A 26434-nucleotide genomic window follows, 5' to 3' on the forward strand; every position below is an offset into this window, starting at 1 on the left:
GTGGTGTGCGGGGCCGTTCGGCCCGGCCGCCGAGGGCCCTCGGATCCCGGATCCGAGGGCCTTCGTCCTGTCCGGAGGTACCGGTGCCGGGGCGGCTCCGGCGACACCCGTTCCGTGTGGCGTAGACCACAGGAAAACGAAGGTTCCTTATCTATCCCTCACCGTGCTACAACTGGTCTACACCACGATTGGTGTAGACCACGCGGGCCTGTCCGAGCCCGCGTACCCCCATTTCTGAGACGTCGCCGTCCCCCGTTCTTTTCCCCGTCGGCGTCGCCTTGCCCACTGGAGGAAGTTGTGTCCACGGCTACCGCCCCCGCGGCGGAAAAGAAGAAGGGCGCTGGCGTGATGGCCGTCATGCAGCGCATCGGCCGGAGCCTCATGCTCCCCGTAGCCGTGCTGCCCGCCGGCGCGCTCCTGCTGCGCCTGGGCGCGGACGACATGCTCGGCGACAAGGACGTCTTCCCGACCTTCGTCCTCAAGATCGCCGGCTACATGGCCGCCGGCGGTGGCGCGATCCTCGACAACATGGCGCTGCTGTTCGCCGTCGGCATCGCGATCGGCTTCGCCAAGAAGTCGGACGGCTCCACCGCCCTGGCCGCCGTCACCGGTTACCTGGTCTTCCAGAAGGTCCTCGCCACCTTCACCGACAGCAACCTGCCGCAGGTCGCCAAGGTCGTCGGCGGCAAGATCGTCATGGTGGACGCGCCGGTCAACGCCGGTGTGCTCGGCGGCGTCGTGATGGGCATCATCGCCGCGCTGCTCTACCAGAAGTTCTACCGGACCAAGCTGCCGGACTGGGCGGGCTTCTTCGGCGGCCGCCGCCTCGTCCCGATCCTCTCCGCCCTGGCGGGTCTGGTCGCGGGCATCGTCTTCGGTCTCATCTGGCCGGTCCTCGGCACGGGTCTGCACAACTTCGGTGAGTGGCTGACCGGTTCGGGCGCCGTCGGCGCGGGCATCTTCGGTGTCGCCAACCGCGCGCTCATCCCGATCGGCATGCACCACCTGCTGAACTCCTTCCCGTGGTTCCAGGCCGGTTCGTTCGACACCGCCAACGGCGCCGTCCACGGTGACATCGGCCGCTTCCTCGCCGGTGACCCGACCGCCGGACAGTTCATGACCGGCTTCTTCCCGATCATGATGTTCGCCCTCCCGGCGGCCTGCCTCGCGATCGTCCACTGCGCCCGCCCCGAGCGCCGCAACGTCGTCGGCGGCATGATGTTCTCCCTCGCGCTCACCTCCTTCGTCACCGGTGTGACCGAGCCGATCGAGTTCACCTTCATGTTCATCGCCCCGGTGCTGTACGCGATCCACGCGGTGCTGACCGGTGTCTCGATGGCGCTCACCTGGGCCCTGGGCATGCGCGACGGCTTCGGCTTCTCGGCCGGCCTCGTCGACTTCCTCCTCAACCTGGGCATCGCCGAGAAGCCCTGGATGCTCGCCCTGGTGGGCCTCTGCTTCGCGGTCGTCTACTACGTGATCTTCCGCTTCGCGATCGTCAAGTGGAACCTGCCCACCCCGGGCCGCGAGTCCGACGAGGAGCTCGCCGAGCTGCTCAAGGCCGAGGCCAAGTAGGACCCGTACGCACGACGAAGCCCCCGCTCTCCCGGAAGGGAGGGCGGGGGCTTGCGTGTGTTCCCGGGGGCCGCTCAGACCTCGTAGACCGCGCCCGCGTACGCCAGGTCGACCGGGCCGTCGTAGACCGCGCGGGCGTCGGCGAGGTTCTGCGCGGGGTCCGTCCACGGCGGGATGTGGGTGAGGACGAGCCGCCCGACGTTGCCGCCGCGCGCGTACTCGCCGGCCTCGCGGCCGTTGAGGTGGAGGTCCGGGATGTCCTCCTTGCCGTGCGTGAAGGAGGCCTCGCAGAGGAAGAGGTCGACGCCCTCGGCGAGCCGGCCCAGCTCGGCGCAGACGCCGGTGTCCCCGGAGTACGTGAGCGAGCGGCCGCCGTGCTCGATGCGGATCGCGTAGGACTCGACGGGGTGCGCGACCCGCTCGGTACGGACCTGGAAGGGGCCGATCTCGAAGGCCCCGGACTTCAGGGTGCGGAAGTCGAAGACCTCGCTCATCGAGCGCTCGTCGGGGACGTCGTCGTAGGCCGTGGTCAGGCGCTTCTCGGTGCCCTCGGGGCCGAAGACGGGGATGGTGCCGCAGCGGCCGCCCTCGTGGCGGTAGAAACGGGCGACGAAGTACGCGCACATGTCGATGCAGTGATCGGCGTGCAGATGGCTCAGGAAGATCGCGTCGAGGTCGTAGAGACCGCAGTGGCGCTGGAGATCGCCGAGGGCGCCGTTGCCCATGTCGAGGAGCAGCCGGAAGCCGTCGGCCTCGACGAGGTAGCTCGAACAGGCCGATTCCGCGGACGGGAACGACCCCGAACAGCCGACGACGGTGAGCTTCATGGAGCGTGAACCTCCGTGGACGGTCCGTGGACGGAATGCGGGCCGTGCGTGGGTCGAGCGTAAGGCGCGAAACGTCCGGTCGCTCCTCCGCGGCAGGCCGTTGTGGGGGGAATCACCTGCGCTGTCACCCGGGGGAGCGACGGTGGGCACGGGCGTTGCCGTGCCGGGGTCTTCCCGCGCGGCTACGGTCGAAACATGGACACGTCCTGGTGGCCCGCGGTGGCCGCGGTCGTGGTCCTGGCATTGGTGATGCTGATCGCCGGGGGGCGCCTCGGCGTCCCCCGCCGGACCCCGCCCGCGCACGGGACCGGCCGGCCGCCGCACCCGCAGGCGGGTGAGCTGTGGACTCTGGCGGACGGCCGGACCTGCCTGGTCCTGGGCGTGGGCCCGGTACGGGAGCACCGGGCGCGGGTCGCGTGGATCACCGCGAAGTACGACGACCGGCGGGCCGGGGTGATCCCGCTGCCCCCGGGGACGGTGGGGGCTCAGGGCCGGGCCAGCTTCCTGGAGGCGGACCGGCCGGACGAGGTGTCGCTGTGGGAGTTCCGGGCCCGGCTGGGGATGCTGGACCCTGCGGTGTGGGACGAGGTCAAGGGACTGGGAGGCGGTCGGTGATGCCGGAGATCCGCTTGCGGCGCGTGTACGAGCCGCCGGAGCCGGAGGCGGACGGGCTGCGGGTCCTCGTGGACCGGCTCTGGCCGCGGGGTCTGGCGAAGGCGGCGGCGGGGGTCGACGAGTGGCCGAAGGCGGTCACCCCGTCGACGGAGCTGCGCAAGTGGTTCCACGACGGGGGCTCGGCCGGTGAGTTCCGGCAGCGGTACGAGGCGGAGCTGGCGGAGCCGGAGGCGGCGGCGGAGCTGGATCGCCTCCGCGGGCTGATCGGGGACGGGCCGGTGACCCTGCTGACCGCGGTCAAGGACCCGGGCTGCAGCCACGCCGCGATCCTCGCGGAGCGGTTGTCCGGCTAGCGTGCCGTTGCGCGGGCGGGTGCGGGATGCCGCTGCGCGGAGCTCCTCCCCGCCCCGCCCTTTCGCCGTTTCCCGGGCGCTGACCGGACCCGCGCCTCAAACGCCGGCGGGGCTGGATCGCGCTGCGCGCGATCCAGCCCCGTCGACGTCACGCCCAGAGCTGGCCCTGGAGGACTTCGATGGCCTCTTCCGTCGTCGCCGCGGTGTAGACGCCGGTCGAGAGGTACTTCCAGCCTCCGTCGGCCACGACGAAGACGATGTCGGCGCTCTCGCCCGCGGCCACCGCCTTGCGGCCGACGCCGATCGCCGCGTGCAGGGCGGCGCCCGTGGAGACGCCCGCGAAGATGCCCTCCTGCTGGAGGAGCTCCCGCGTGCGGGTGACCGCGTCCGAGGAGCCCACCGAGAAGCGGGTGGTGAGCACGGAGGCGTCGTACAGCTCGGGGACGAAGCCCTCGTCGAGGTTGCGCAGTCCGTACACGAGGTCGTCGTAGCGCGGCTCGGCCGCGACGATCTTCACGCCGGGGACGTTCTCGCGCAGGTAGCGGCCGACGCCCATGAGCGTGCCGGTGGTGCCCAGGCCGGCCACGAAGTGGGTGATCGACGGCAGGTCGGCGAGGATCTCCGGGCCGGTGGTGGCGTAGTGCGCCCCCGCGTTGTCCGGGTTGCCGTACTGGTAGAGCATCACCCAGTCGGGGTGCTCCGCGGCCAGTTCCTTGGCCACCCGGACGGCGGTGTTGGAGCCGCCGGCGGCCGGCGACGAGATGATCTCGGCTCCCCACATGGCCAGCAGGTCGCGCCGCTCCTGGCTGGTGTTCTCCGGCATCACGCACACGATGCGGTAGCCCTTGAGCTTGGCCGCCATCGCCAGCGAGATGCCGGTGTTGCCCGAGGTGGGCTCCAGGATGGTGCAGCCGGGGTACAGCCGGCCGTCCTTCTCGGCCTGCTCGACCATGTGGAGCGCGGGGCGGTCCTTGATCGAGCCGGTCGGGTTGCGGTCTTCCAGCTTGGCCCAGATCCGGACGTCCTGCGACGGCGACAGCCGGGGCAGCCGGACCAGCGGCGTGTTGCCGACCGCGGCCAGCGGGGAGTCGTAGCGCATTACTTCGATCCGCCGGCCACGGCCGGGAGGATGGTGACGTTGTCGCCGTCCTTGAGGGCGGTGGAGATGCCGTCGAGGAAGCGGACGTCCTCGTCGTTGAGGTAGACGTTCACGAAGCGGCGCAGCTGGCCGCCATCGACAATGCGCTCCTCGATGCCCTTGTGCCGGGTCTCCAGGTCCGCGAAGAGGTCGGCGAGCGTGGCGCCCTCACCGTTCACGGCCTTCTCGCCGTCGGTGTAGGTGCGGAGGATGGTGGGGATGCGGACCTCGATGGCCATGGCTGGGCTCCAGTCGTCAGGGCGTGGGTGTGGCAAGTGTGCGTGGGAGGACGGGCGCGCGTTCGTGCGGGCCCCCGCGCGAGAGGGCTCCGGTGCTCAGGCGGCAGGACAGATGGCGCTGGCGAGTCGGCACAGGTCGACGTGCAGCCGCGCCACGAGCAGCAGCCTGCCGGGCGTCTCGATGCTCACGTCGTGGGAAACCATGCGGTCATGTTAACGATTCCCGGTCCCCGGTTTGGAGTGTGATCCCGCATCGTGGACGCCCTCCGCTCACATGGTGGTCAGTAGGCCTCGACGACCTGCACTTCTTCCTCGGTGATCACGCCGTCGACGATGCGGTACGAGCGGAACTGGAACTCCCCGAGCCCGTCCTTGTCGGCGGTGGAGACCAGCACGTAGTGGGCGCCGGGCTCGTTCGCGTAGGTGACGTCCGTGCGCGAGGGGTAGGCCTCGGTCGCGGTGTGCGAGTGGTAGACGATCACCGGCTCCTCGTCGCGGTCGTCCATCTCGCGGTAGAGCTTGAGGAGGTCCTTCGAGTCGAACTCGTAGAACGTGGGCGAGCGGGCCGCGTTGAGCATCGGGATGAACCGCTCGGGGCGGCCGGTGCCCGCCGGGCCGGCCACGACACCGCACGCCTCGTCGGGGTGGTCCTGGCGGGCGTGCTCGACGATCCGGTCGTACAGGGCCTGGGTGAGGGTCAGCATGAGCGACAGGATAAGCAGACGGGCCCTTCCGTACCGAGGAGTGGTACGGAAGGGCCCGCATGGTGGACAGAGTGTCCACGGGGGCAGGGTTCCCGGCCGTGGCAGGCGGCCGGGAACCGCTGCTACGAAGCCTTGGTGAAGGCCGCGCCGCGCGGGTCGCGGTTCTTCATGACCAGGTAGGCGACGCCCAGGATGATCCCCCACAGCGGGGCGCAGTAGAGCGAGACGCGGGCGTCCTTGTCGGCGCCCATCATCACGATGACCATGGCGATGAAGGCCAGGGCGAACCAGCTGGTGTACGGGGCGCCCGGAGCCCTGAACTTCGAGCCGGGCAGCTCGCCGCGGTCGGCCTTGGCCCGGTAGCGGATCTGGCAGACGAGGATCATGATCCAGGCCCACATGCCGGAGATGGTGGCGAAGGAGACGACGTAGTCGAAGGCCTTGCCGGGGGCGACGTAGTTGATCCAGACGCCCACGAGCATCAGCGAGGCGCTGAAGGTGGTGCCGATGAGCGGGGTGCCGCTCTTGGTGAGCTTGGTGAAGACCTTCGGGCCCTGGCCGTTGAGCGCGAGGTCGCGCAGCATGCGGCCGGTGGAGTACATGCCGGAGTTGCAGGAGGACAGGGCGGCGGTCAGGACGACGAAGTTGACGATCGCGGCGCCGATGCCCAGGCCCATGCGCTCGAAGGCGGCGACGAAGGGCGAGACGCCCGGCTGGAAGTGCGTCCACGGGACGACCGACAGGATCATGATGAGCGCGCCGACGTAGAAGACGGCGATGCGCCACGGCACGGTGTTGATGGCCTTGGGCAGGGTCTTCTCGGGGTCCTTGGACTCGCCGGCGGTGACGCCGACCAGCTCGACCGCGAGGAAGGCGAACATGACGATCTGCAGGGTCATCAGCGTGCCGCCGATGCCCTTGGGGAAGAAGCCGCCGTCGTTCCACAGGTTGGTGACGGAGGCGGTCTCGGCGGCGTCGGAGAAGCCGATGGTGAGGATGCCGGCGCAGATCAGGATCATGCCGACGATGGCGGTGACCTTGACCATGGAGAACCAGAACTCCAGCTCACCGAAGAGCTTCACGGAGATCAGGTTGGCGGCGTAGAGGATGACCGTGAAGATCAGCGCGTAGGCCCACTGCGGGAAGCTGTCGTGGGTCCAGTACGACATGTACTGCGCGGCGGCGGTCACTTCCGTGATGCCGGTGACCACCCAGAACAGCCAGTAGGTCCAGCCCGTCACATAGCCCCAGAACGGGCCCAGGAACTCGCGGGCGTAGTCCGAGAAGGAGCCGGAGACGGGCCGGTACATGAGCAGCTCGCCCAGGGCCCGCATGATGAAGAAGATGACCAGGCCCGCGATCGCGTACGCCAGGATCAGGCTGGGGCCGGCCTTGGAGATCGCCTTGCCGGCGCCCAGGAAGAGGCCGGTGCCGATGGCTCCGCCGATCGCGATCATCTGGATCTGGCGGGCGCCGAGCGTGCGGTGGTATCCCTCGCCGCCGTCGCCCCGGGTGCCCTCGCCGGGCGTGTTGCCGTGCTGCTCGACCTGCACTGAGGTCATGTCTGGTGCGCCTTTCTCCACGCCGACCCGCGCCTTCACTGGCTGCGGATCGGGTCCTCGATCCCCCCGGATACGGATGGAGTTGCACGCCGGCGGTCTGCCGGTTCAAGCGGGCCGGGGGACATGGGTGGCGTCCCTTCGGCGGTCGTGAAGATTTATCACGTGCTTACGACCGCCCGAGGGGGAGAAATGTGGTGCACGGCATCAAAATTTCCGGACAAACGTCTGTGATCATGACAGATCACCGCATGGTGGTGATCTGATCGTTATCCGGATTTGAGCGTCCGCTGAGCGAACGCCGCCTTCCCTTGAGGTTCCTCAGAGGGTTTCGATCAAGGATTCCTGGAGTCCGCCGAGCCACAGGTAGGCCATCACCATGGGCTTGCGCGGGTCGTCGTCCGGCAGCCGGAAGAGCGCCGCGCTCTCGTCGTCCTCGGTGATGTCGAGCCGGGCGGCGAGGGTCAGGCGCAGGTCGTTGAGCCCCCCGAGCCAGCGCAGCGGCAGCTCGCCCGTCAGCTCCAGCACGGCGGCCCCGTCGCCGGCCGGGGTGAGCGTGTCCAGGCTCCGTACGAGGGCGAGGGCGTCCTCGCGCTTGCGGGCGCGCAGGTCGTTCTCGGTGAAGCGGCGGAACTCCGCCGCGCGGGCCGTCAGCTCGGCCTGGTCCACGCCTTCGTCGCCCGTGCCGTCCGGGGACCCGTAGGCGTCGGGGAAGAGCCGGGCCAGCGCCGGGTCGGACGGGGGCTCACTGGGCCCCTCGGCGAACAGCGCGGCGAGGGGGTCGGCGTCCTCGGCGGGCTCGGGGGCGCCGGGGCCGATCAGCTCCAGCATCTGGACGGCCAGGGAGCGCAGGATGGAGATCTCGATCTCGTCCAGCGCGATCGCGGCTCCGCCGCCCGTGAGGGACTCGAACATCCCGGTGGACCGGCCCATCAGTTGCGGTCCTGGGAGAGGGTCGCCCACAGGCCGTAGCCGTGCATGGCCTGCACGTCGCGCTCCATTTCCTCGCGGGAGCCGCTCGATACGACCGCCCGCCCCTTGTGATGGACGTCGAGCATCAGCTTGTGCGCGACGTCCTTCGAGTATCCGAAGTACGCCTGGAACACGTACGCCACGTAGCTCATGAGGTTGACCGGGTCGTTGTGCACCAGGGTCACCCAGGGAACGTCAGGTTCCGGGACCGCGAAGGTCTCTTCGGCCGACTCGGTGCGTTCGATCTCAATGGGAGCAACACTCACTCGTCCCATGCTGCCACCGTGACGGGCCCGTTGCACAAACGGGACCCACATCTCGTCACTCTGACGAAATGTGCGCTAGCATCGCCGGCATGAACCCTGCGGACCTGGGCCTGCCGGTGGACGTGCCGTCGACAGCGCTCTTCACGGACCATTACGAGCTCACGATGTTGCAGGCCGCGCTGGCCAACGGCACCGCCGACCGCCGCTCTGTCTTCGAGGTGTTCACCCGGCGGCTCCCCGAGGGGCGCCGCTACGGGGTGGTCGCGGGGACCGGGCGGGTGCTGGACGCGGTGGAGAACTTCCGCTTCGACGGCGCGGTGCTGGAGTTCCTGCGCGAGCGGGCCGTCGTCGACATGCGAACGCTGGACTGGCTGGCCTCGTACCGCTTCTCCGGCGACATCTGGGGCTACCCGGAGGGCGAGGTCTACTTCCCCGGCTCGCCGATCCTGCGGGTGGAGGGCAGCTTCGCCGAGTGCGTGCTGCTGGAGACGGTGATCCTGTCGATCCTCAACCACGACTCGGCGATCGCGGCGGCCGCCTCCCGGATGTCCTCGGCGGCCGGCGACCGCCCGCTGATCGAGATGGGCGCGCGGCGCACCCACGAACTGGCGGCCGTCGCCTCGGCCCGGGCCGCGTACGTGGGCGGCTTCGCCTCCACCTCGGACCTGGCGGCCGGCTTCCGGTACGGCATCCCCACCGTCGGCACCAGCGCGCACGCCTTCACCCTGGTCCACGACAGCGAGCGGGACGCCTTCACCGCGCAGGTCGCCTCGCTGGGGCGCGGCACCACGCTCCTGGTGGACACCTATGACGTGGCCGAGGCGGTGCGCACGGCCGTCGAGGTGGCGGGCACCGACCTGGGTGCGGTGCGGATCGACTCCGGGGACCTGCTGCTGGTGGCCCACCGGGTGCGCCAGCAGCTGGACGAGCTGGGGGCGACCTCGACGAAGATCGTGGTCACCTCGGACCTGGACGAGTACGCCATCGCCTCGCTGGCGGCGGCTCCGGTGGACGCGTACGGCGTGGGCACGCAGCTGGTGACGGGCAGCGGGCACCCGACGTGCTCGATGGTCTACAAGCTGGTGGCGCGGGCCACCTCGGCGGACCCGAAGGCGGCGCTGGCCCCGGTGGCCAAGAAGTCCACCGGGGGCAAGACCTCCATCGGCGGCCGCAAGTGGGCGGCGCGGCGGCGGGACGCCGACGGGGTGGCGGAGGCGGAGGTGATCGGCCTGGGCCCGGTTCCTTCGGCCCTGGCCGACGACCAGCTGCTCACCCACCTGGTCAAGGCGGGCGAGGTGGTCGCCCGCGAGCCGCTGGAGGCGGCCCGCGACCGCCACCGCGCGGCGCGCGCGGCCCTTCCCCTGAGCGCGACCCAGCTGTCGCGGGGCGAGGCCGTGATCCCCACCGAGTACGTGTAGCCCCGCGGGCCCGCCCGCCGTCGGGGGTCCGGGTCGCAGCCCCCGTTTCGGGAAGGGGCGGGGTGGGGGAAGAGCCCCCGCAGGGCCCGCCGCACAAGGACAACGAACAGAGGGACACGTCATGCACCGCGCACTGATCGTCGTCGACGTACAGAACGACTTCTGCGAGGGCGGCAGCCTCGCGGTCACCGGCGGAGCCGACGTCGCCGCCGCCATCACCGAGCTGATCGGGCAGGCCACCGCCGGGTACCGGCACGTCGTCGCCACCCGCGACCACCACATCGACCCGGGGGCTCACTTCGCGCACCCGCCGGCCGAGCCGGACTACGAGTCCTCCTGGCCGGTGCACTGCGTGGCCGGGACGGAGGGGGTCGGGTTCCACCCGAACTTCGCGCCCGCCGTGGCCTCGGGTGCGGTCGCCGCGGTCTTCGACAAGGGCGCGTACGAGGCCGCGTACAGCGGCTTCGAGGGGGCCGACGAGAACGGTGAGGGCCTCGCCGCCTGGCTGCGGGAGCGGCACGTCGGCGAGGTCGACGTGGTCGGCATCGCCACCGACCACTGCGTGAAGGCCACCGCCCTGGACGCCGCCCGCGCCGGCTTCACCACGCGCGTGCTGCTGGACCTGACGGCGGCCGTGGCACCGCACACCACCGAGCGGGCCCTGGAAGAGCTCCGCGCGGCCGGTGTGACCCTCGTGGGCACGGCCGGGCCCCGGCCCTAGAACCGGGGCCCGCGGCGCCCTCAGGTGCCCAGCAGGGCCCGGATGGGGTGCCAGAGCTCCTGGGCGCGGTCGGGTGCGCCGCGCCACAGCAGGCCGTCCGGATGGTGCAGGACGGCCGTGACCTCGTCGGGTGTGGGCGGCTGTGCGTTGCCCCGCAGGTACACCGCCCGCATCCCGAGGTTCCGCAGCCTGGTCAGGGCGCGGGCCCGGTTCGCGGCGTGCACCAGCACGCGGACATTTCCGCCCTCACCGGACGGTCTCGGCAGCGTGAGCGCAACGACCACGCTGCCGCCTGGCAATCTGACGAACCCTCCACCGGGCATGTCGGTCATCTCCCCCGTCAATAAGAACCTCGTACCGGGGCATCTAAACGCGATCGGCCGCCGCCCGCTAGAGGGCGACGGCCGATCACGCTTTGACCTGCAGTTTTACCGAATTACTTCTTCGAGGGGCCAACCTCGACGGTCATGACCTCACCGTCGTAGGTCTCCTTCAGGATCTTGATCTTGGTGTTGGTGTCAGTGACCTTCACCGATCCGGTCGGGTTCTCGTCGGAGTAGTACTTGCCCGGGGTGCGGTCGTCGAAGACCAGGTTCGCGGGCTTCGGCTTCAGGAACAGCGACTCGCCGTTCTTGTGCAGCGTGAACGCGTCCGTGGAGTACGCGCTGAACGTCGCGTCGTACGGCTGGATCTTGTTCCGCAGCAGGGTGCCGTCCGCCCACTTCATCGGCTTGGCGTTGGCGTCGATCGGCAGGATCAGACCCTGGCCCGGGTGGACGCTGGTGTTGTTGTCCTTCTGGCTGGTGTCCCACTGCCAGATGAGCAGACCGTCCTGGTACGGGTAGTGCTCGACCCAGTCCGGACGGGTGTTGCCGAAGCCGAAGTTGTACGGGCCCACCTTGAGGGTGGAGTCGTACGACACGTAGCGGCGGTTCTCGGCCAGGTAGTACTGCGCGTACTCCTTGGTGAAGTTGGCGCCGATGCGGGAGAAGCCCTTGCCGGTCCAGCCGTTGTCGCCGTTCTCGGCGCCGTCGGTGAACAGCGCGGAGCCGTCCGCGGTGATGGTGAGGGCGTCGCCCGTGAAGCCCTTGCCGCCCGCGCCGCCGTCCGTCTGGTAGCGGAAGCGGAGGTCGACCTTCTTGCCCGCGTAGGCGTCGAGCGAGAAGTTCAGGTTCTTCCAGGCGCCCGAGACACCGGTGAGCGACGGGCTGCCGGCGGCGTCGACCGGGATGGCCGTGCCGTCGGCGGTGCCGGCGAGGGCGGTCCAGTTGGCGCCGCCGTCCGTGGACACCTCGGTGTAGAGGTAGTCGTAGTCGGCCTCGATGTCCCACCAGCCCTTGAGGGACAGGGCGGCGGACGTCTTGCCCGTCAGGTCGACGGAGCGGGTGAGGGTGTTCTTGAGGTCGTCACCCATGTTGCTCCACCACTGGGTGGAACCCTCGGCGGGAGCGACGACGTCCGTCTGCACCTTCTTCTTCGGCAGCTCGACGACCAGGGCCTGCTTGTCCTTGGTGTTGAACTCCGCCACACCGAGCTTGTGGGTGGACTTCGTCGCGGCCTTGGCCGTGTCGTAGTTCAGCCAGCCCAGCTGGAGCTTGTCCCAGGCGGTCATGTCGCCCGGCATGTCGCCTATGGAGTCCTTGCCGGTGCCGAGCCAGGAGCCGGCCGACATCAGGGACCAGAAGCCGACGCCGTTCTCGCCGCCACCGGAGGTGTCGTAGAGGTCGGGCAGGCCGAGGTCGTGGCCGTACTCGTGGGCGAAGACACCGAGGCCGCCGTTCTCGGGCTGCATCGTGTAGTCGCCGACCCAGATGCCGGAGTCGCCGATCTGGGTGCCGCCGGCCTTGTTGTCGGCCGGGCCGGTCTTGCCCGCGGAGGTGCCGTAGGCGTACCAGCGGTGCGCCCACAGGGCGTCGGGGCCCTGCACGCCGCCGCCGGCCGACTCGTCCTCGCCCGCGTGGACGATCTGGAAGTGGTCGATGTAGCCGTCGGGCTCGTTGAAGTTGCCGTCGCCGTCGAAGTCGTAGCGGTCCCACAGGTCGTACTGGGCCAGCTTCGCCTTGATCTCGGCGTCGGTCTTCCCGGCCTTCTTCTGGGCCTCGACCCACGCCGTGACGCCGTCCTTGACGGTGTCCCAGACGTTGGAGCAGTTGCTCTGGCCGCAGAAGTTGGAGCCGTAGCGGGCCTCGTTGTACGGGACCTTGACCCAGTCGGCGACCTCGCCCTCGACCGAGTAGCGGCCCGAGGAGGTCTTCTCGTAGTACGTCTTCAGGGAGTGCTTGCCCTCACCGGAGGCGAAGTACAGGTCCTGGAAGTACTGACGGCTGAAGTCCTTGCGCCAGGCGGTGCTGTTGTCCTTGGCGCGGTCGGGCTGCGCGATCGTGTTGTGCAGCGGACCGGGGGTGCCGCCGTACTTCGGAACGGCCGGCTTGGGGCCGGGGCCGTCCGGGTCGTGCATGGTGGTGCTGTCGACCTGGTCGCCGAACTCGACGAGGATCGTGAAGATCTTGTCGGTCTTCTCGCGGCCGAGCTCGACGTACTTCTTGTCGTCCAGCTTGACGACCTTCGAGGCGCCGCGCTGCTCGACGCCCTTCTTGCCCTGGAGCACCTGGTCCAGAGCGGCCTTGCGCTGCTGGGCCTGCTGCTCGCTGAACGGGCCCTTGAGGTCGTGCTCGACGACCTTGGCAGGAGTGGTCGGGTCCTGCCGGTCGGCCACCGGGGCGGCCGCGGCCTTACCCTCGGCCTGGGCCGCGGTGACGGTGAAGAAGGTTGCACTGGTCGCGCACGCGGCCATGGTCACGGTGACGGCGGCAGCGCGGATCGCACGCCGTCGGGCGGAATTGCTGGTCACTTGATGTCGTTCCCCTCCCGCGGCCGCAGCGTCTGAGTTCGGAACTTCTCCATAGGAGCGGGGGGTTCCGCGCGGCGCGCGTCTCAAGTGACGACATTTGACCGGAGAGACGCGAGAAAAGACAGACCTTGACTTGAACCTTACAACTGCACTATGCGGTCAGGGAGTTCCGCTATCCGGACGTTCCCCTGCCATACGGGGCGAAGGACGCTTCCCGACCCCGGAACGGGTCCGTAGCGTCCCCTTTCTCCCCCCTGCGGGGCGTGAAAAATGATCCCGTGCGCCCCCTGTGCTTCGGCACCGTGTGTTAGGTCACGCTTACCGGGGGCTCGCCCCGGGCATCCCGTCATGGAGTCACTTGACGCGCGACGTTGGTTGAGCCGACTCCCCCTCCCCCTCACCGAGGACGGATATCGCCATGCCGCGTCCGACTGCCGCACAGCTCGCGTACGGGTCCGCCACGGTCATCGTGTCGACGATCGCCATGCTGCTGCTCTCGCAGACGAGCACCGGGCTCGGCGTCGCGGTCATCTCCGCCGCCGCGCTCGCCCTGGGTCTGCTCGTCGCCCTCACCGTGCCCGCCCCGAAGCGCCGCGGTCGCCACGCGGCCCGCACGGGCGGCGCCGGCGCGCCGGAGGCCCGGGTGCCCGAGCCGCGGACGGCGCCGGCGGAACACCCCGTCCACCACTGAGCCTTCACCCGTGCCGCGCGCACGACGCGACGCGGGCGGCCTCCCCCGGGGGAGGCCGCCCGCGTCGCAGGTGCGCCCGTGTGCGGTGACCGCTAGGTCGCCTGGACCACCACGGTCTTGGCGGCCTTGTCGTGCAGGCCCTGTTTGTACGGCTTGTCGACGAGGATCGAGATGATCAGCGCGATCGGCCAGAGGCAGAAGCAGCAGATCAGCGTCGGCAGCCAGAGCACGGCGGCCCGGGTCAGGGACGTGCCGGAGTTCGGCACGGATCCGTCGTTGAGCATGGCGACGCGCAGGCCCATCGCCTTCTTGCCGACGGTCCGGCCGTCCTTCTTGGTGAACCACCAGTCGTAGCCGAGGTACGCGACGATCGAGATCAGGGTCATGATCAGACCGCTGCCGCTGTACGACTTGGTGAAGACCTCGCTGACGTCCTCGCCCCGGTCGGTCTCGACCGTGTAGCGGTTCGTGCCGAAGGCCAGCTGGATGAGGAACAGCGGGACGGCGACGATCACCACGTCGATGACGCGCGCGGCGAGCCGCTTGCCGAAGTCGGCGAGCGGGGGCATGCCGGCCAGCGGGTCGGGCATGCCGTAGCCGCCGCCACCGCCGTACGGGTCGCCTCCGCCGCCGTACGGGGGCGGAGGGGGCGGATATCCCCCGCCGCCGGGGCCGGGGCCTCCCGGGGGCGGCGGGCCGCCGCTACCGGGCGGAGGCGGTCCGTACGGAGAACCGCCCGACGGAGGCGTCGGTTCCTGGGGCTTCTTGAGGAACGGGTCTTCCTCGGGCGGCTGGCCCGGCGGCGGCTGGTCGGTACTCATGGCCCGAGTCGAACCCGGCTCCGCCACCCCCGCAACGGGACGGCGTCCATTCGGGGGGGGAGGGACCCCGGGACTCCCCCTGGGCCGTCTCTTCCGGAGAGACGGCCCAGGCCGTGTGCGCGAAGCAGCGCCGGCCGCCCGAAGGGCGGGCACCGCGGCGTCTGCTGCCATGGGGTCTCCCCAGGCTCGCAGGGCTCAGGGGAAGCCTCGCAAGGCGGAGGGGCGCCCGTGTACTGGACGTACTCGGGCGCCTCGACAACGCGGCCGGGTGCGGTGCCGGGCGGTGCGGGCCCGGCAAGATCCGGAAGAGACGGCCTAGCGGGCCACGTACGTCTTGGCGGCCTTGTCGTGCCAGGCCTGCCGGCGGGGGCGGTTCACAAGGCACCACAGGCTGCCCGGCAGGCCCAGGAAGGCGTACACGAGCCAGCGGCGCAGGGCCGCGCCGAAGGAGGGCGGTCGCAGGGTCGCGGTGGCCAGCACCCGGACGCCCAGCAGCTTCTTGCCCGGGGTGCGGCCCCAGCGGGCGGTGGGCAGCACCTCGTAGAGGACTCCGAAGAGGAGGACGGCCGCGAAGACCAGGCCGAGGCTGCCGGCGATGGTCGAGTCGAGCAGCCAGACGGTGGTGGTGCGGCCGCTCGCCCGGGCGGTGTCCACCTTGGCCTGGACATGGGCGGCGGCCCCGGGCAGGAGGGGCTGGGCGGCTGCGGCCGCGACGGCGCCGAACACGAGGGTGTCCAGGGCCCGGGCGAGGGTACGGCGTACCAGCCCGGCGGGGCGCACGGCCCGTTCGGCCATGCGCTCGAACACGGCCCGGGGCGTGGCGGGGCGGCCGGTACGGGCGCCCGTGCGGGCCTCCTGCGACCCGCGCGGCTCCCAGCCCCCGGGCTTCTGCTCCGCCGGGGCGGGGTCCGCGGCGGGCTGGGGAACCTTCGGGCGGACTCCCGCGGGCCGGGGCTCCCACACCTCGGGGCGGGCGGGCGCGGCCGCGGCCTCCCGCTCGGGAGCGGCGGCACGCTCGGGAGCAGGAGCAGGAGCAGGAGCAGGAGCAGGAGCGGTTGCGGCAACGGCGGCGGGAGCGGTTGCGGCGGCGGGGGTGCGGGCGGGTGCGGGGGCCGCCTCGGGCCAGGCGGAGGTGACCCCGGTGGGGCCGGGGCCGCCCGTTCCGGGGGCGTCGGGCCATGCCGGGGCGGCCGGAGCCGCAGGGGCCTGCGCGGCCGGGGAGCGCGCCGACAGGATGCCCGCGGAGGACGGTGCGGGGAGCCGCGCGGGCGCGGCCGCGGAGGACGGCGTACGGGCCAGGGAGATCCCCGCGGGCCGGGCGGACGGCTGCCCCGGCTCCGCATCGGGCCCAGGCTCGGGCTCGGGCGACGGTGCCGGAGCGGGGGCGGCTGCGCGTGCGTGTGCGGCCTCCGGCTCGGCCGCGGGTTCCTGCGGGCTGCCCCACGACACCCGGCGGTCGCGCGGCCCGCCGAAGCCGGCCTGGTGCACGGGGTCGGCCTGCCACACGGGCGCCGACGCGGCCGCGGGCGACGGCTCCGCAGCCGGTGCGGGTTCCGGCAGCGTCTCGGTCATGGAGGTCTCGTCCAGGAACACCGGCCCCGTCTCGTCGGCGCGGACGGCGGGCGCGGCGACGGGAGCCGGGGCGGGGAGCGGGCGGACCGGAGCGGGGGCGGGCAGGGGGACGGGCACGGGGACGGGTGCGGGCGCCGCCGGGGCAGGGCGGCTCGTACCCGGGACCCAGGCCGCGCCGTTCCAGTACCGGATGTACCCCGGGATGGACGGATCCGGGTAGTAGCCCTCGCGGGCCGCGTGCTCGCCGTCACCAGGGGAGGCCGTCATGTCCCCAACTCCGATCGTGGCTTGAGGCTTGTGCAAGGGGAGGACCATAGCCAAGAACCGTGGCCCGACAGGTCCGGTAACGGGAGAATCCAAGCCATTGAGCGAACGTCACTCCCCACGGCTGTTTTCGGTCAGCCGACAGGATTCGGCCAATCTCGCTTTCGTCGCCGAAAGTCGCGTCATACCCGGGCACATCGGAGCTCTCAGCGGGTGTGGGGTGCCATCCGGCCCCACGCACCGACCGAAGTGAGGCAGTCATGCACCACCCCGTCATCGAGCGCGAGCTGGAACTGAAGCTGGTCCTTTCCCCAGAGCGCAGCATCCCCGTCCCGGCGCGCCTGCTCTACCTCACGGAAGACCCGTACGCCGTCCACGTCACCTTCCACACCGGCTCCAGCACCCCGGTCTACTGGACCTTCGCCCGCGAGCTGCTCGTCGAGGGGGTGTTCCGCCCCTGCGGGCACGGTGACGTCCGGATCTGGCCCACGAAGGTCGACAACGAGGCCGTGCTCTGCATGGCACTCAGCTCCCCCGACGGCGACGCCCTCCTGGAGGCCCCGTCCCTCGCCGTGTCGGCCTGGCTGGAGCGGACCCTGCGGGTCGTCCCGCCCGGCAGCGAGTCGGAGCGGCTCGGCCTGGACGCGGCGCTGGCCGAGCTGCTCGCCCCGACCCCGGCCGACGACCTGTGGCTGCGCGACCCGTGGCCGTCGGACGAGTCGGCGGACGGGGACCTGTGATGACGCACGGCCCCCGGACCCCGGGCGGCGGCCGCAGACCGGGCGGCCGCCGCGGGCGCGGCGGTCACCTCCGCCTCGTACGGTCGGAAGAGCTCGCCCGGGTCCCGGAAGACCTCGCCCGGATAGCGGAGGAGCTCGCCCGGGTCTCAGAAGAGCTTGCCCGGGTTGAGGAGCCCCAGTGGATCGAAGGCCTGCTTGACGGCGCGCTGCATCTCCAGTCCGACCGGGCCGAGTTCGCGCGCCAGCCATTCCTTCTTCAGGACGCCGACCCCGTGTTCGCCGGTGATGGTCCCGCCGAGGGAGAGGCCGAGCCCCATGATCTCGCCGAAGGATTCGCGGGCCCGCCGCGTCTCGTCCTCGTCGGCGGGGTCGAAGCAGACGATCGGGTGGGTGTTGCCGTCGCCGGCGTGCGCGCAGACGCCGATGAGCAGGCCCTGGGCCCGGGCGATCGCGGCGGTCCCGTCGAGCATCTCCCCGAGCCGCGAGCGCGGCACGCACACGTCGTCGATCATCGTGGCGGGTCGGAGCGCCTCCAGGGCGGGGAAGGCCATCCGGCGTGCCTGGAGCAGCAGTTCCGACTCCGCCTGGTCCTCGGCGGGCACGACGGCGGTGGCTCCGGCGGCGGTGCACAACTCCCCCACGGCGGCGAGGTCCTCGGGGGCGTGCGGGGTGTCGAAGGCGGCGAGCAGCAGCGCCTCGGTGGCCTCGGGCAGGCCCATCTTCCCGAGGGCGTTGACGGCGTGGACGGTCGTGCGGTCCATCAGTTCCAGCAGGGAGGGGGTCAGTCCGGCCTCCATGACGGCGCAGACGGCCTCGCAGGCGGCGGCCACGGAGGGGAACTCGGCGGCCAGGGCGAGTTGCCGGGGCGGCGCCGGCTTGAGGGCGAGGACGGCCTGGACGACGATCCCGAGGCTGCCCTCGGAGCCGACGAAGAGCCGGGTGAGGTCGTATCCGGCGACGCCCTTGGCGGTGCGCCGGCCCGTGCGCAGGATGCGCCCGTCGGCGAGGACGACGTCGAGGCCGAGGACGTATTCGGCGGTGACGCCGTACTTGACGCAGCACAGGCCGCCCGAGGCGGTGCCGATGTTGCCGCCGATGGTGCACTGCTCCCAGCTGGAGGGGTCGGGCGGGTAGTACAGGCCCCGTTCGGCGACGGCTCGTGAGAGGACGGCGTTGACGACGCCCGGTTCGACGACGGCGATCCGGTCGACGGCGCTGACCTCCAGGATCCGGTCCATCTTCACCAGGGACAGCACGATGCAGCCGTCGGAGGCGTTGGCGCCGCCCGACAGGCCCGTACGGGCGCCCTGCGGGACCACGGGGATCCGCAGGGCGGTGGCGGTCCGCATGACGTGCTGCACCTGTTCGACGGTCCGGGGCAGGACGACGACCGCCGGGGTGCCGGCGGCGCAGAAGCTGGCCATGTCGGTGGCGTAGGAGGCGGTCACCTGGGGGTCGGTGAGCAGGGCCTCGGCGGGGAGCCCTTCGAGGAGGCTCGCTCGCAGACGTGCGGAGAGGTCATCATCCATGGGGCCAGCGTGGCAGCCGGGGCCATCGGTGTGAACACGCCCGCGCACGTCTTCGGACACCTCGGCGCGCTCTTCATATTGACGCACAGTGACCCCATGGACCGTTTCGACGAGGATTCGCAGACGCCGGCGCCGCCCGTGACCTTCACCGGCCGCAAGACGCTCGTGGCCGCCGGGGTGGCGGTGGTCCTGATCGCCGGGGCCCTGTTGATCCGGCCTGCCCGGACCGGTGACGACGCGCGCCCTCCGGGGCCGAGCGAGCGCGCCGCCACGGCGGTGGGCATGGGTGCGCCCGCCTCGGCGACGGACGTGGTGGCGCTGGTGGCCGACCGGGAGAAGTGGGTGGCCTCGCACGCCGACGACGACGCCTCGTGGGCGGTGCTCGGCTCCGCCTACCTCGAACAGGCGCGGCGGACCGCGGACTCGGCCTGGTACCCGAAGGCGGAGAAGGCGCTGAAGCGGTCGCTGGAGGTGCGCCCCGCGGAGAAGGGCAACCTCGACGCGATGACGGCGATGGGCTCGCTGGCCAATGCCCGGCGGGATTTCGGGACCGGCAGGAAGTGGGGCGAGCTGGTACGGGCGCAGGCGCCGCGGCGGTGGACGGCGTACCCGGTGCTCGTGGACGCGTACACGGGGCTCGGCGACTACAAGGGCGCCCAGAAGGCGATGGAGCTGCTGCTGGAGCTGCGGCCGGGGCTGGCGGCCCATGTCAGGGCCTCGCAGGTGTACCGGGACCGCGGCTGGCGCGAGGACGCGGTGGTGTCGATGGAGTCGGCGGCGGCCGCGGCGAAGGCCCCGGCGGAGAAGGCGTACGCGCTGTTCCGGCTCGGGGAGCTGTCGTGGGAGCGGGGCGACCCGGCGGAGGCGCTGCGGCAGTACGAGGGGGCGCTGCGGACGGATGCGGCGCAGGCGGAGGCCCTGGCGGGCCGGGCGCGGGCGCTGGCGGCGCTGGGGCGCGGCGGGGAGGCGGTGCGGGACTACCGGATGGCGCTGGGGCGGACCCCGGTGCCGCAGCTGGCCCGGGAGCTGGGTGAGCTGCTGGAGTCGCTGGGCCGGGAGCAGGAGGCGCGCGCGCAGTACGAGGCGCTGACGACGATGGCGGTCCGGGACGGCGCGAACGGGGTGGACGACGACGTGGTCCTGGGCCTGTACGAGGCGGACCACGGGGATCCGGCGGCTGCGGTGCGGCGCCTGTCGCAGGAGTGGGAGCGGCACAAGAGCATGCAGGCCGCGGACGCGCTGGGGTGGGCCTTGCACCGGGCGGGTGATCACACGGCGGCGCTGGAGTACGCGAAGAAGGCGACGGAGCCGGGGCTGCGCAGTGCCGAGTTCGCCTATCACCGGGCGATGATCGAGCGGGCCCTCGGCGACGAGGCGGGGGCGCGGCGGCACCTGCAGGAGGCACTGCGGACGAACCCGTACTTCTCGCCGGTGCGCGGGCCGCTGGCGAAGGAGGCGCTGGCGGCGATCGGCCAGCCGCCGCCGGGCGGGCCGGAGCACCTGCAGCCGGTCACGCCGTGGGTGGAGCCGGAACTCCCGAAGCCCAACCCCGTGCCGAAGCCGAAGCCCGCGGCGGCCAAGCCGCAGCCGAAGGCGTCCCCGTCCCGCTGACGCCGGACAGCTGGCCGTACGGCTCGGGGTGGCCGCCCGTGCGGCCCGGTGCGCGGGGTGGCGGTGCGCCGCGTTGTGGCCCACTCCCCTCCGGAGGGCACCACGCGGCGACCCGCCCGCCCCCGCGCACCGGGGCCGACGGCGGCCTGGGGGCCGTGCCCCTCGGATCCCGTCGGCCGGGTCCGGCAAGGCACGCCCCAGGCCCCCGGCAACGGCCGGGGGCCTGTAGGCACCTGCGCGACGTCAGAGGTTGCCGCGCTTCTCCTGCTCGCGCTCGATGGCCTCGAACAGCGCCTTGAAGTTGCCCTTGCCGAAGCCCATCGAGCCGTGGCGCTCGATGATCTCGAAGAAGACCGTCGGACGGTCCTGCACCGGCTTGGTGAAGATCTGCAGCAGGTAGCCGTCCTCGTCGCGGTCGGCGAGGATCTTCAGCTCGCGCAGCTCGTCGATCGGCACCCGGGTGTCGCCGACCCACTCGCCGAGGGTGTCGTAGTAGGAGTCCGGGACCGACAGGAACTGCACGCCCGCCGCACGCATCGTGCGGACGGTCGCGACGATGTCGTTCGAGGCCAGCGCGATGTGCTGGACGCCGGGGCCGCCGTAGAACTCCAGGTACTCGTCGATCTGCGACTTCTTCTTCGCGATCGCCGGCTCGTTGATCGGGAACTTGACCTTCTTGGTGCCGTCCGCGACCACCTTGGACATCAGCGCCGAGTACTCGGTCGCGATGTCGTCGCCCACGAACTCCTTCATGTTCGTGAAGCCCATGACCTTGTTGTAGAAGGCGACCCACTCGTTCATGCGGCCGAGTTCCACGTTGCCGACGCAGTGGTCGATGGCCTGGAAGGTGCGCTTGGCGGGACCCTCGACCATCGGCTCGACGGCCACGTAGCCCGGCAGGTAGGGGCCGGTGTAGTCGCCGCGCTGCACCAGGGTGTGGCGGGTCTGGCCGTAGGTCGCGATGGCGGCCATGACGACCGTGCCGTGCTCGTCCTTGACCTCGTACGGCTCGTCCAGGCCGCGGGCGCCCTGCTCGACGGCGTACGCGTAGGCCGCGCGGACGTCGGGGACCTCGATGGCGAGGTCGATGACGCCGTCACCGTGCTCGGTGACGTGCTCGGCGAGGAAGCGGCCGTGGTCGCTCGTCGCCTTGATGACCGAGGTCAGCACGAAGCGGGCGGAGCCGTTGGTCAGGACGTAGCTGGCCGTCTCGCGGCTGCCGTTCTCCGGTCCGGAGTACGCGACGAGCTTCATGCCGAAGGCGGTCGAGTAGTAGTGCGCGGCCTGCTTGGCGTTGCCGACGGCGAAGACGACCGCGTCCATTCCCTTCACCGGGAAGGGGTCTGCCTCACGCGCGGTGTGCGGGGTGGTTTCGAGGTTCGCCAGAGACTCAGTCATGAGCGCAGAGTCCCGCCGATCCACAAGCTGCGCAATAGTTTCCTGAATGACTGTACAAAGTGTGCAGCATGGCCGGAACATTGCTGAAACATCTGTGCACTATGACCACCCACGGGCATGCGTGGGCACCCGGAGGCATCCATGGGCATCGACGAACTCGACGGCCGGCTCATCGTCCTGCTGGCTCGCGAGCCCCGCATCGGGGTGCTGGAGGCCTCGCGCCGGCTGGGCGTGGCCCGCGGGACGGTGCAGGCGCGCCTCGACCGGCTGCAGTCCACCGGGGTGATCCGCGGGTTCGGCCCGCAGGTGGACCCGACGGCCCTCGGGTATCCCGTGACCGCCTTCGCGACGCTGGAGATCAAGCAGGGACAGGGGGCCGATGTACGGGCGCACCTGGACGGGGTCCCGGAGGTGCTGGAGCTGCACACCACCACCGGGCACGGGGACATGCTGTGCCGGCTGGTGGCCCGCTCGAACGCCGATCTCCAGCGGGTGATCGACCGCGTCGTCGGCTTCGAGGGGATCGTCAGGGCCTCTACGGCGATCGTGATGGAGAACCCGGTGCCCTTCCGGATCATCCCGCTGGTGGAGCAGGCCGCGGAGGACGACACCCGGACCCAGTGATGCAAACGATCCTATGCAAAGGAACCCTTGCAGAGAATTCTTTGCATCTCTAGGGTCGAGGCATGCCTGAGAGCCGTCCCGAGAGCCGTCCCGAGAACACGCCCGCCGAGGGGCGGGAGCCCGTGGAGCCCACCCTCCGCATGCTCGACGCCCGCGCCCTGCGCGGCCTCGCCCACCCCCTGCGGATGCAGCTGCTGGCCGAGCTGCGCCGCAAGGGCCCGGCCACCGCCTCCCAGCTCGCCGAACGCTTCGGGGAGTCCAGCGGATCCACCAGCTACCACCTGCGCCAACTCGCCGCGCACCGCTTCGTCGAGGACGCGGTCGGGCACGGCAAGGGCCGGGAGCGCTGGTGGCGGGCCGCGCACGAGGGCACCGGCTTCGACGGATCGCTGATCCACGACGCAGACCCGGCCACGAGCAGCGCGGCCGCCGTCTTCCTGCAGGCCGTCGCCACGAACCACACCCAGGAGGTCTCCGCCTGGATCTCCGAGGCCCAGACCCGGCTGGGCCGCTGGGAACCCGGCGCCGACCTCAGCGACTTCACCCTGCGGCTGACGCCCGGGCAGAGCGAGGAACTGGTCGGCCGGCTGCACGACGTGATCAACACCTACCGGGACCTGCCCGAGGCGGAGGACACCCGGACCGTGCGCATCCACACGCACGTCCTCCCGCGCTCCACGCCGGAGTAGCAGCCGCACGCGGCCCCGGCCGCCCCGCGCGCGACCACCACCTCACCGCACTGCACCGCACTGCACGCCACCGCACTGCACGCCACCGCACCGCGCACCGGCACACCGCGCGACTGTCACCGCACCCGAAGGAGTTCGCCGTGCCCTCCGTCGACCATGCCCTCAGCCAGGCCTTACGCCCCACGGGCCGGCGTCCGCTGGTCGCCGTACTGGCCGCCAACACCGTTTCCACAGCCGGCAGTTCGCTCACGCTCATCGGCGTCCCGTGGTTCGTGCTCCAGACCACGGGCAGTGCCGGCCGGGCCGGGGTCGTCGCCTTCTGCGCCACCCTGCCCGTCATCGTGGCCGCCCTGGTCGGCGGACCGGTCATCGACCGGATCGGCCGCCGCCGGGTCTCCGCCGCCTCCGACCTGATCTGCGGACTGTCGGTCGGCGCGATCCCGCTGCTGCACCACCTCGGCGTGTTGGAGTTCTGGATGCTGTGCGCGCTGATGGCCCTCGGCGGCCTCGTGCACACCCCGGGGCTGACCGCCCGGGGCGTGCTCCTGCCGAACCTCGCCGAGCACGCCGGCACCACCCTGGCCCGGGCCGCCAGCCTCTACGACGCGGTCTCGCGCGGGGCGCGGATGATCGGTGCCGCCGTGGCCGGCGTACTGATCGCGGTGTTCGGCGCCGAGACCGTACTGCTGCTGGACGCGGCCACCTTCGGGGTGTCGGCCCTGCTCGTCTCCGCCTTCCTGCGCGGGGTCCCGGCCGCCGAGCCGCAACGGGCCGCGGGCAAGGTCTCGTTCGCCGCCTACCGCGCCGAACTCGCCGAGGGCTGGGCGTTCCTGACCCGCTCCCGGCTGCTGCTGGGCATCACGGTGATGGTCATGATGACCAACGGCCTGGACCAGGGCTGGTCCTCGGTCCTGCTGCCCGTGCACGGCCGGGACGTCCTCGGCGGCGCCACCACGATCGGCCTGATGGTCTCCCTCTTCGGCGGCTTCGCCCTGCTGGGCGCCCTGCTCTACGGGATGTGGGGCGAGCGGTTCCCCCGCCGGGCGGTGTTCGCGACGGCCTTCCTGGTGTCCGGCGCGACCCGGTACCTGGTCGCCGCGCTCACCGACACGACACTGCCGCTCGCGGTGACGATGGCGCTGGCCGGCCTGGGCGTGGGCATGCTGAACCCGATCCTGTCCACGGTGATCTACGAGCGGGTCCCCGAGGAGCTGCGCAGCCGGGTCGCGGGAGTGACCACCGCGGGCTGCGAGCTGACCATGCCGATGGGCGGACTGGCGGCCGGCCTGCTCGTCGACGGCTTCGGGGTGGGCACCGCGCTGCTGCTCTTCGGCGGCACGTACCTGCTCACGACGCTCGCCCCGCTGGTCTTCCCGGCCTGGCGCGCGATGGAGCGGGAACCGGAGGTCAGCAGGACGGGGCCGGCTCTCCCCGGTTCAGTGCGCGAAGAGCGTTCACCGCATCCGTCAGCGAAGTGACGGGCACCAGCTGCAGCCCCTCCGGCAGCTCCGACTGCGCGTCCGCGCACTCGTCCTTCGGTACGAGGAACACGCTGGCCCCGTCGCGCCGCGCGGCCTGCGTCTTCAGGGCCACACCGCCGACGGCGCCGACCTTGCCGTCGGCGGTGATGGTGCCCGTGCCGGCGATGTTGCGGCCGCCGGTGAGGTCGCCGCCGCTGCCGTCGCCGTCGAGTTTGTCGATGATGCCGAGGGAGAAGAGGAGCCCGGCGCTCGGGCCGCCGACGTCGGCGAGGTTGAGCTCGACCTTCACGTCCTTGGGATCCTTGCGGAGGAAGCCGAGGGCGGCGTCGGCGGCGGCCGACTGCGACTTGGCCATTTCCTCCAGATTGTGCTTCTCGATCTCCTCGTCGCTTCCGCCGGTGGAGTACACGGCCTCCCGGGGCAGGACGGCCTCATCGGTCTCGAACCAGTGGCCGACGAGCTCGGGCAGCGTCATCGTCGAGGACGGCCCGGTGGCCCGGATGGTGGTCATCCGCAGCTGACCCTTGGTGTCCCGGACGGGCGCCCCGGAGACGGTGATGACGGGCTTGCCCTGGTCGGAGCCCAGTACGTCGGCCGTCAGCCCGGGCACGGCGACCACGAAGGGCAGCGGCGCGAACGCCGCTGCGGCGAACAGCCCGAGCACGGGCACGGCGCAGACGGCCAGGGCGGCGGGACGCGGCAGACGTGTGAGGCGAGAGAGCACCCGCCCAATCTATCCGCCCCCGCCCCCCATCAGACCCGCCGGCGTTTGAGGCGCGGGGGCCCGGGGGCAGCGCCCCCGCAACGGCGCCGCACCCGGCAGGCGAACGGAAGGCCCTCGGACCCGCCGGGCCCGCGGCCTAGCGAAGGGCGTCGGCGACCTCGCGCGCCGCGTCGACCACCCGCGGCCCGACCCGCTCCGGCACGGCGTCGGCCAGCATGACGACGCCGACGCTGCCCTCCAGCCCGCTGATGCCCACCAGCGGCGCCGCGGCCCCGCTGGCGCCCGCTTCGAGCTCGCCGTGCGTCAGCGTGTACCCCGGCTCGATGAGGGAGCCCTGACGGGCGGCCAGGATGGCCCGCCCGGCGGCGCCCCGGTCCAGCGGGTGGCGGAAACCGGCCCGGTAGGCCACGTGGTAGTCCGTCCAGGTCGGCTCCACGACGGCGACGGCGAGCGCCTCGGTGCCGTCGACGAGGGTCAGGTGCGCGGTGGCGCCTATGTCCTCGGCGAGGGACCGCAGCGCGGGCAGGGCCGCCTCGCGCACGAGCGGGTGCACCTGCCGACCCAGTCGCAGGACCCCGAGTCCGACCCTGGCCCGGCCGCCGAGGTCACGGCGGACCAGGGCGTGCTGTTCGAGGGTGGCGAGGAGCCGGTAGACGACCGTGCGGTTGACGCCGAGGCGGTTGGAGAGCTCGGTGACGGTCAGACCGTGGTCGGTGTCGGCGAGCAGTTTGAGGACTCTGAGCCCTCTGTCGAGAGTCTGGGAGGTTTCCGCGGTCACGACGCCTCTCCCTCTTTCGGTGAGCGGCGGTGACTCTCGATGTGGCACGCCGCCGGTCCCGCGGCGGCGCACAGGAGAGGCCGCCGGTAGCGGCCATTGCACCGGCTGCGCTCCCGCGGCGGCGCTGCCACGGTGCGTTCGATGCGGGGAATCTAGCGAGCAGGTCCGCTCAGCGGAAGGGCTCGTCCAGAATCCGGGCGCGTGCTACCCCTTTGTGCCGTTTCCTGATCGCCTCAAGTGTCGTTTCGTGACAACGATTCGCACAGGCGCGGAA

The 26434-nt window shown here is 71.5% G+C and carries 27 protein-coding genes; 11 read left to right on the top strand and 16 right to left on the bottom strand.

The window, feature by feature from the left end; all coding sequences use genetic code 11:
- The first annotated feature begins 348 nt into the window (after window positions 1–348).
- Entirely contained in the window at window positions 349–1575 is a 1227-nt protein-coding gene (locus E6U81_RS22695; RefSeq protein WP_206310002.1) for a PTS transporter subunit EIIC, read from the top strand.
- A 74-nt stretch (window positions 1576–1649) separates the two neighbouring features.
- Here the strand turns inward: E6U81_RS22695 and E6U81_RS22700 are convergent, their stop codons facing one another.
- Window positions 1650–2402, bottom strand: a complete 753-nt coding sequence (locus E6U81_RS22700; RefSeq protein ID WP_136231922.1) for an MBL fold metallo-hydrolase — start codon at window positions 2400–2402, stop codon at window positions 1650–1652.
- 195 nt (window positions 2403–2597) lie between these two features.
- Between E6U81_RS22700 and E6U81_RS22705 the strand changes: the two genes are divergently transcribed.
- Window positions 2598–3017, top strand: coding sequence for a hypothetical protein (locus E6U81_RS22705; protein WP_136231923.1), 420 nt, complete (start codon window positions 2598–2600; stop codon window positions 3015–3017).
- Window positions 3017–3370, top strand: coding sequence for a DUF488 family protein (locus E6U81_RS22710; RefSeq protein ID WP_136231924.1), 354 nt, complete (start codon window positions 3017–3019; stop codon window positions 3368–3370). The genes E6U81_RS22705 and E6U81_RS22710 overlap by 1 nt, the downstream gene beginning before the upstream one ends.
- 148 nt (window positions 3371–3518) lie before the next feature.
- Here E6U81_RS22710 and E6U81_RS22715 read toward each other — a convergent pair whose 3' ends face one another.
- From E6U81_RS22715 to clpS, 7 genes are all read right to left on the bottom strand, one after another.
- Window positions 3519–4469, bottom strand: a complete 951-nt coding sequence (locus E6U81_RS22715) for a cysteine synthase (protein ID WP_136231925.1) — start codon at window positions 4467–4469, stop codon at window positions 3519–3521.
- Window positions 4469–4747, bottom strand: coding sequence for a MoaD/ThiS family protein (locus tag E6U81_RS22720; protein WP_030662661.1), 279 nt, complete (start codon window positions 4745–4747; stop codon window positions 4469–4471). Before E6U81_RS22720 ends, E6U81_RS22715 begins: the two co-directional genes overlap by 1 nt.
- Window positions 4748–4843: 96 nt before the next feature.
- Window positions 4844–4951 (bottom strand): putative leader peptide, encoded by a 108-nt coding sequence (locus tag E6U81_RS41960; RefSeq protein WP_311736929.1) that lies wholly within the window; start codon window positions 4949–4951, stop codon window positions 4844–4846.
- 77 nt (window positions 4952–5028) lie between these two features.
- Window positions 5029–5451, bottom strand: coding sequence for a M67 family metallopeptidase (locus E6U81_RS22725; RefSeq protein ID WP_136231926.1), 423 nt, complete (start codon window positions 5449–5451; stop codon window positions 5029–5031).
- Between the two features lie 122 nt (window positions 5452–5573).
- Window positions 5574–7013, bottom strand: a complete 1440-nt coding sequence (locus E6U81_RS22730) for an amino acid permease (RefSeq protein ID WP_136231927.1) — start codon at window positions 7011–7013, stop codon at window positions 5574–5576.
- A 318-nt stretch (window positions 7014–7331) separates the two neighbouring features.
- A complete protein-coding gene (locus tag E6U81_RS22735; RefSeq protein WP_136231928.1) occupies window positions 7332–7943 on the bottom strand; it encodes a DUF2017 domain-containing protein in 612 nt (203 codons plus the stop codon).
- Complete coding sequence (clpS, locus tag E6U81_RS22740; protein WP_030662673.1) at window positions 7943–8257, bottom strand: ATP-dependent Clp protease adapter ClpS; 315 nt, start codon at window positions 8255–8257, stop codon at window positions 7943–7945. The genes E6U81_RS22735 and clpS overlap by 1 nt, the downstream gene beginning before the upstream one ends.
- Before the next feature lie 80 nt (window positions 8258–8337).
- Between clpS and E6U81_RS22745 the strand changes: the two genes are divergently transcribed.
- Together E6U81_RS22745 and E6U81_RS22750 are read left to right on the top strand one after the other, a co-directional pair.
- Window positions 8338–9666, top strand: a complete 1329-nt coding sequence (locus E6U81_RS22745) for a nicotinate phosphoribosyltransferase (RefSeq protein ID WP_136231929.1) — start codon at window positions 8338–8340, stop codon at window positions 9664–9666.
- 121 nt (window positions 9667–9787) lie between these two features.
- Complete coding sequence (locus tag E6U81_RS22750) at window positions 9788–10387, top strand: nicotinamidase (RefSeq protein ID WP_136231930.1); 600 nt, start codon at window positions 9788–9790, stop codon at window positions 10385–10387.
- A 20-nt stretch (window positions 10388–10407) separates the two neighbouring features.
- On the opposite strand, the gene E6U81_RS22755 is transcribed toward E6U81_RS22750, so the two are convergent.
- Window positions 10408–10710, bottom strand: coding sequence for a hypothetical protein (locus tag E6U81_RS22755; protein ID WP_030825287.1), 303 nt, complete (start codon window positions 10708–10710; stop codon window positions 10408–10410).
- Window positions 10711–10823: 113 nt separating this feature from the next.
- Window positions 10824–13181, bottom strand: coding sequence for an immune inhibitor A domain-containing protein (locus E6U81_RS22760; RefSeq protein ID WP_136231998.1), 2358 nt, complete (start codon window positions 13179–13181; stop codon window positions 10824–10826).
- A 475-nt stretch (window positions 13182–13656) separates the two neighbouring features.
- Here E6U81_RS22760 and E6U81_RS22765 point away from each other — a divergent pair, with 475 nt between their 5' ends.
- Window positions 13657–13929: a hypothetical protein gene (locus E6U81_RS22765; protein ID WP_136231931.1), complete on the top strand. Its 273-nt coding sequence runs from the start codon at window positions 13657–13659 to the stop codon at window positions 13927–13929.
- Window positions 13930–14021: 92 nt separating this feature from the next.
- Here the strand turns inward: E6U81_RS22765 and E6U81_RS22770 are convergent, their stop codons facing one another.
- Window positions 14022–14750 (bottom strand): RDD family protein, encoded by a 729-nt coding sequence (locus E6U81_RS22770; protein ID WP_136231932.1) that lies wholly within the window; start codon window positions 14748–14750, stop codon window positions 14022–14024.
- Window positions 14751–15065: 315 nt separating this feature from the next.
- The gene (locus E6U81_RS22775; protein WP_136231933.1) at window positions 15066–16589 is read right to left on the bottom strand and encodes an RDD family protein; all 1524 of its coding nucleotides are present in this window, start codon (window positions 16587–16589) and stop codon (window positions 15066–15068) included.
- Window positions 16590–16846: 257 nt separating this feature from the next.
- Here E6U81_RS22775 and E6U81_RS22780 point away from each other — a divergent pair, with 257 nt between their 5' ends.
- Window positions 16847–17326, top strand: coding sequence for an SsgA family sporulation/cell division regulator (locus E6U81_RS22780; RefSeq protein WP_031152378.1), 480 nt, complete (start codon window positions 16847–16849; stop codon window positions 17324–17326).
- A 146-nt stretch (window positions 17327–17472) separates the two neighbouring features.
- Here the strand turns inward: E6U81_RS22780 and E6U81_RS22785 are convergent, their stop codons facing one another.
- Entirely contained in the window at window positions 17473–18855 is a 1383-nt protein-coding gene (locus E6U81_RS22785; RefSeq protein ID WP_136231934.1) for an FAD-linked oxidase C-terminal domain-containing protein, read from the bottom strand.
- A gap of 96 nt (window positions 18856–18951) precedes the next feature.
- Between E6U81_RS22785 and E6U81_RS41750 the strand changes: the two genes are divergently transcribed.
- Window positions 18952–20466, top strand: a complete 1515-nt coding sequence (locus tag E6U81_RS41750) for a tetratricopeptide repeat protein (protein WP_276615818.1) — start codon at window positions 18952–18954, stop codon at window positions 20464–20466.
- A 243-nt stretch (window positions 20467–20709) separates the two neighbouring features.
- Here the strand turns inward: E6U81_RS41750 and hppD are convergent, their stop codons facing one another.
- Window positions 20710–21864, bottom strand: coding sequence for a 4-hydroxyphenylpyruvate dioxygenase (gene hppD, locus E6U81_RS22795; protein ID WP_136231935.1), 1155 nt, complete (start codon window positions 21862–21864; stop codon window positions 20710–20712).
- Between the two features lie 141 nt (window positions 21865–22005).
- On the opposite strand from hppD, the gene E6U81_RS22800 reads away from it, so the two are divergent.
- From E6U81_RS22800 to E6U81_RS22810, 3 genes are all read left to right on the top strand, one after another.
- Entirely contained in the window at window positions 22006–22488 is a 483-nt protein-coding gene (locus E6U81_RS22800) for an Lrp/AsnC family transcriptional regulator (RefSeq protein WP_136231936.1), read from the top strand.
- 62 nt (window positions 22489–22550) lie between these two features.
- Entirely contained in the window at window positions 22551–23177 is a 627-nt protein-coding gene (locus tag E6U81_RS22805; RefSeq protein ID WP_136231937.1) for a helix-turn-helix domain-containing protein, read from the top strand.
- Between the two features lie 197 nt (window positions 23178–23374).
- Window positions 23375–24655 (top strand): MFS transporter, encoded by a 1281-nt coding sequence (locus E6U81_RS22810; protein ID WP_206310003.1) that lies wholly within the window; start codon window positions 23375–23377, stop codon window positions 24653–24655.
- Here the strand turns inward: E6U81_RS22810 and E6U81_RS22815 are convergent.
- Entirely contained in the window at window positions 24585–25382 is a 798-nt protein-coding gene (locus E6U81_RS22815; protein ID WP_136231939.1) for a S16 family serine protease, read from the bottom strand. The genes E6U81_RS22810 and E6U81_RS22815 overlap by 71 nt on opposite strands.
- 136 nt (window positions 25383–25518) lie before the next feature.
- The gene (locus E6U81_RS22820; protein WP_030662724.1) at window positions 25519–26160 is read right to left on the bottom strand and encodes a helix-turn-helix domain-containing protein; all 642 of its coding nucleotides are present in this window, start codon (window positions 26158–26160) and stop codon (window positions 25519–25521) included.
- Window positions 26161–26434: the final 274 nt, after the last annotated feature.

The organism is Streptomyces sp. A0592 (assembly GCF_004795115.1).
Classification (GTDB): Bacteria; Actinomycetota; Actinomycetes; order Streptomycetales; family Streptomycetaceae; genus Streptomyces; species Streptomyces erythrochromogenes.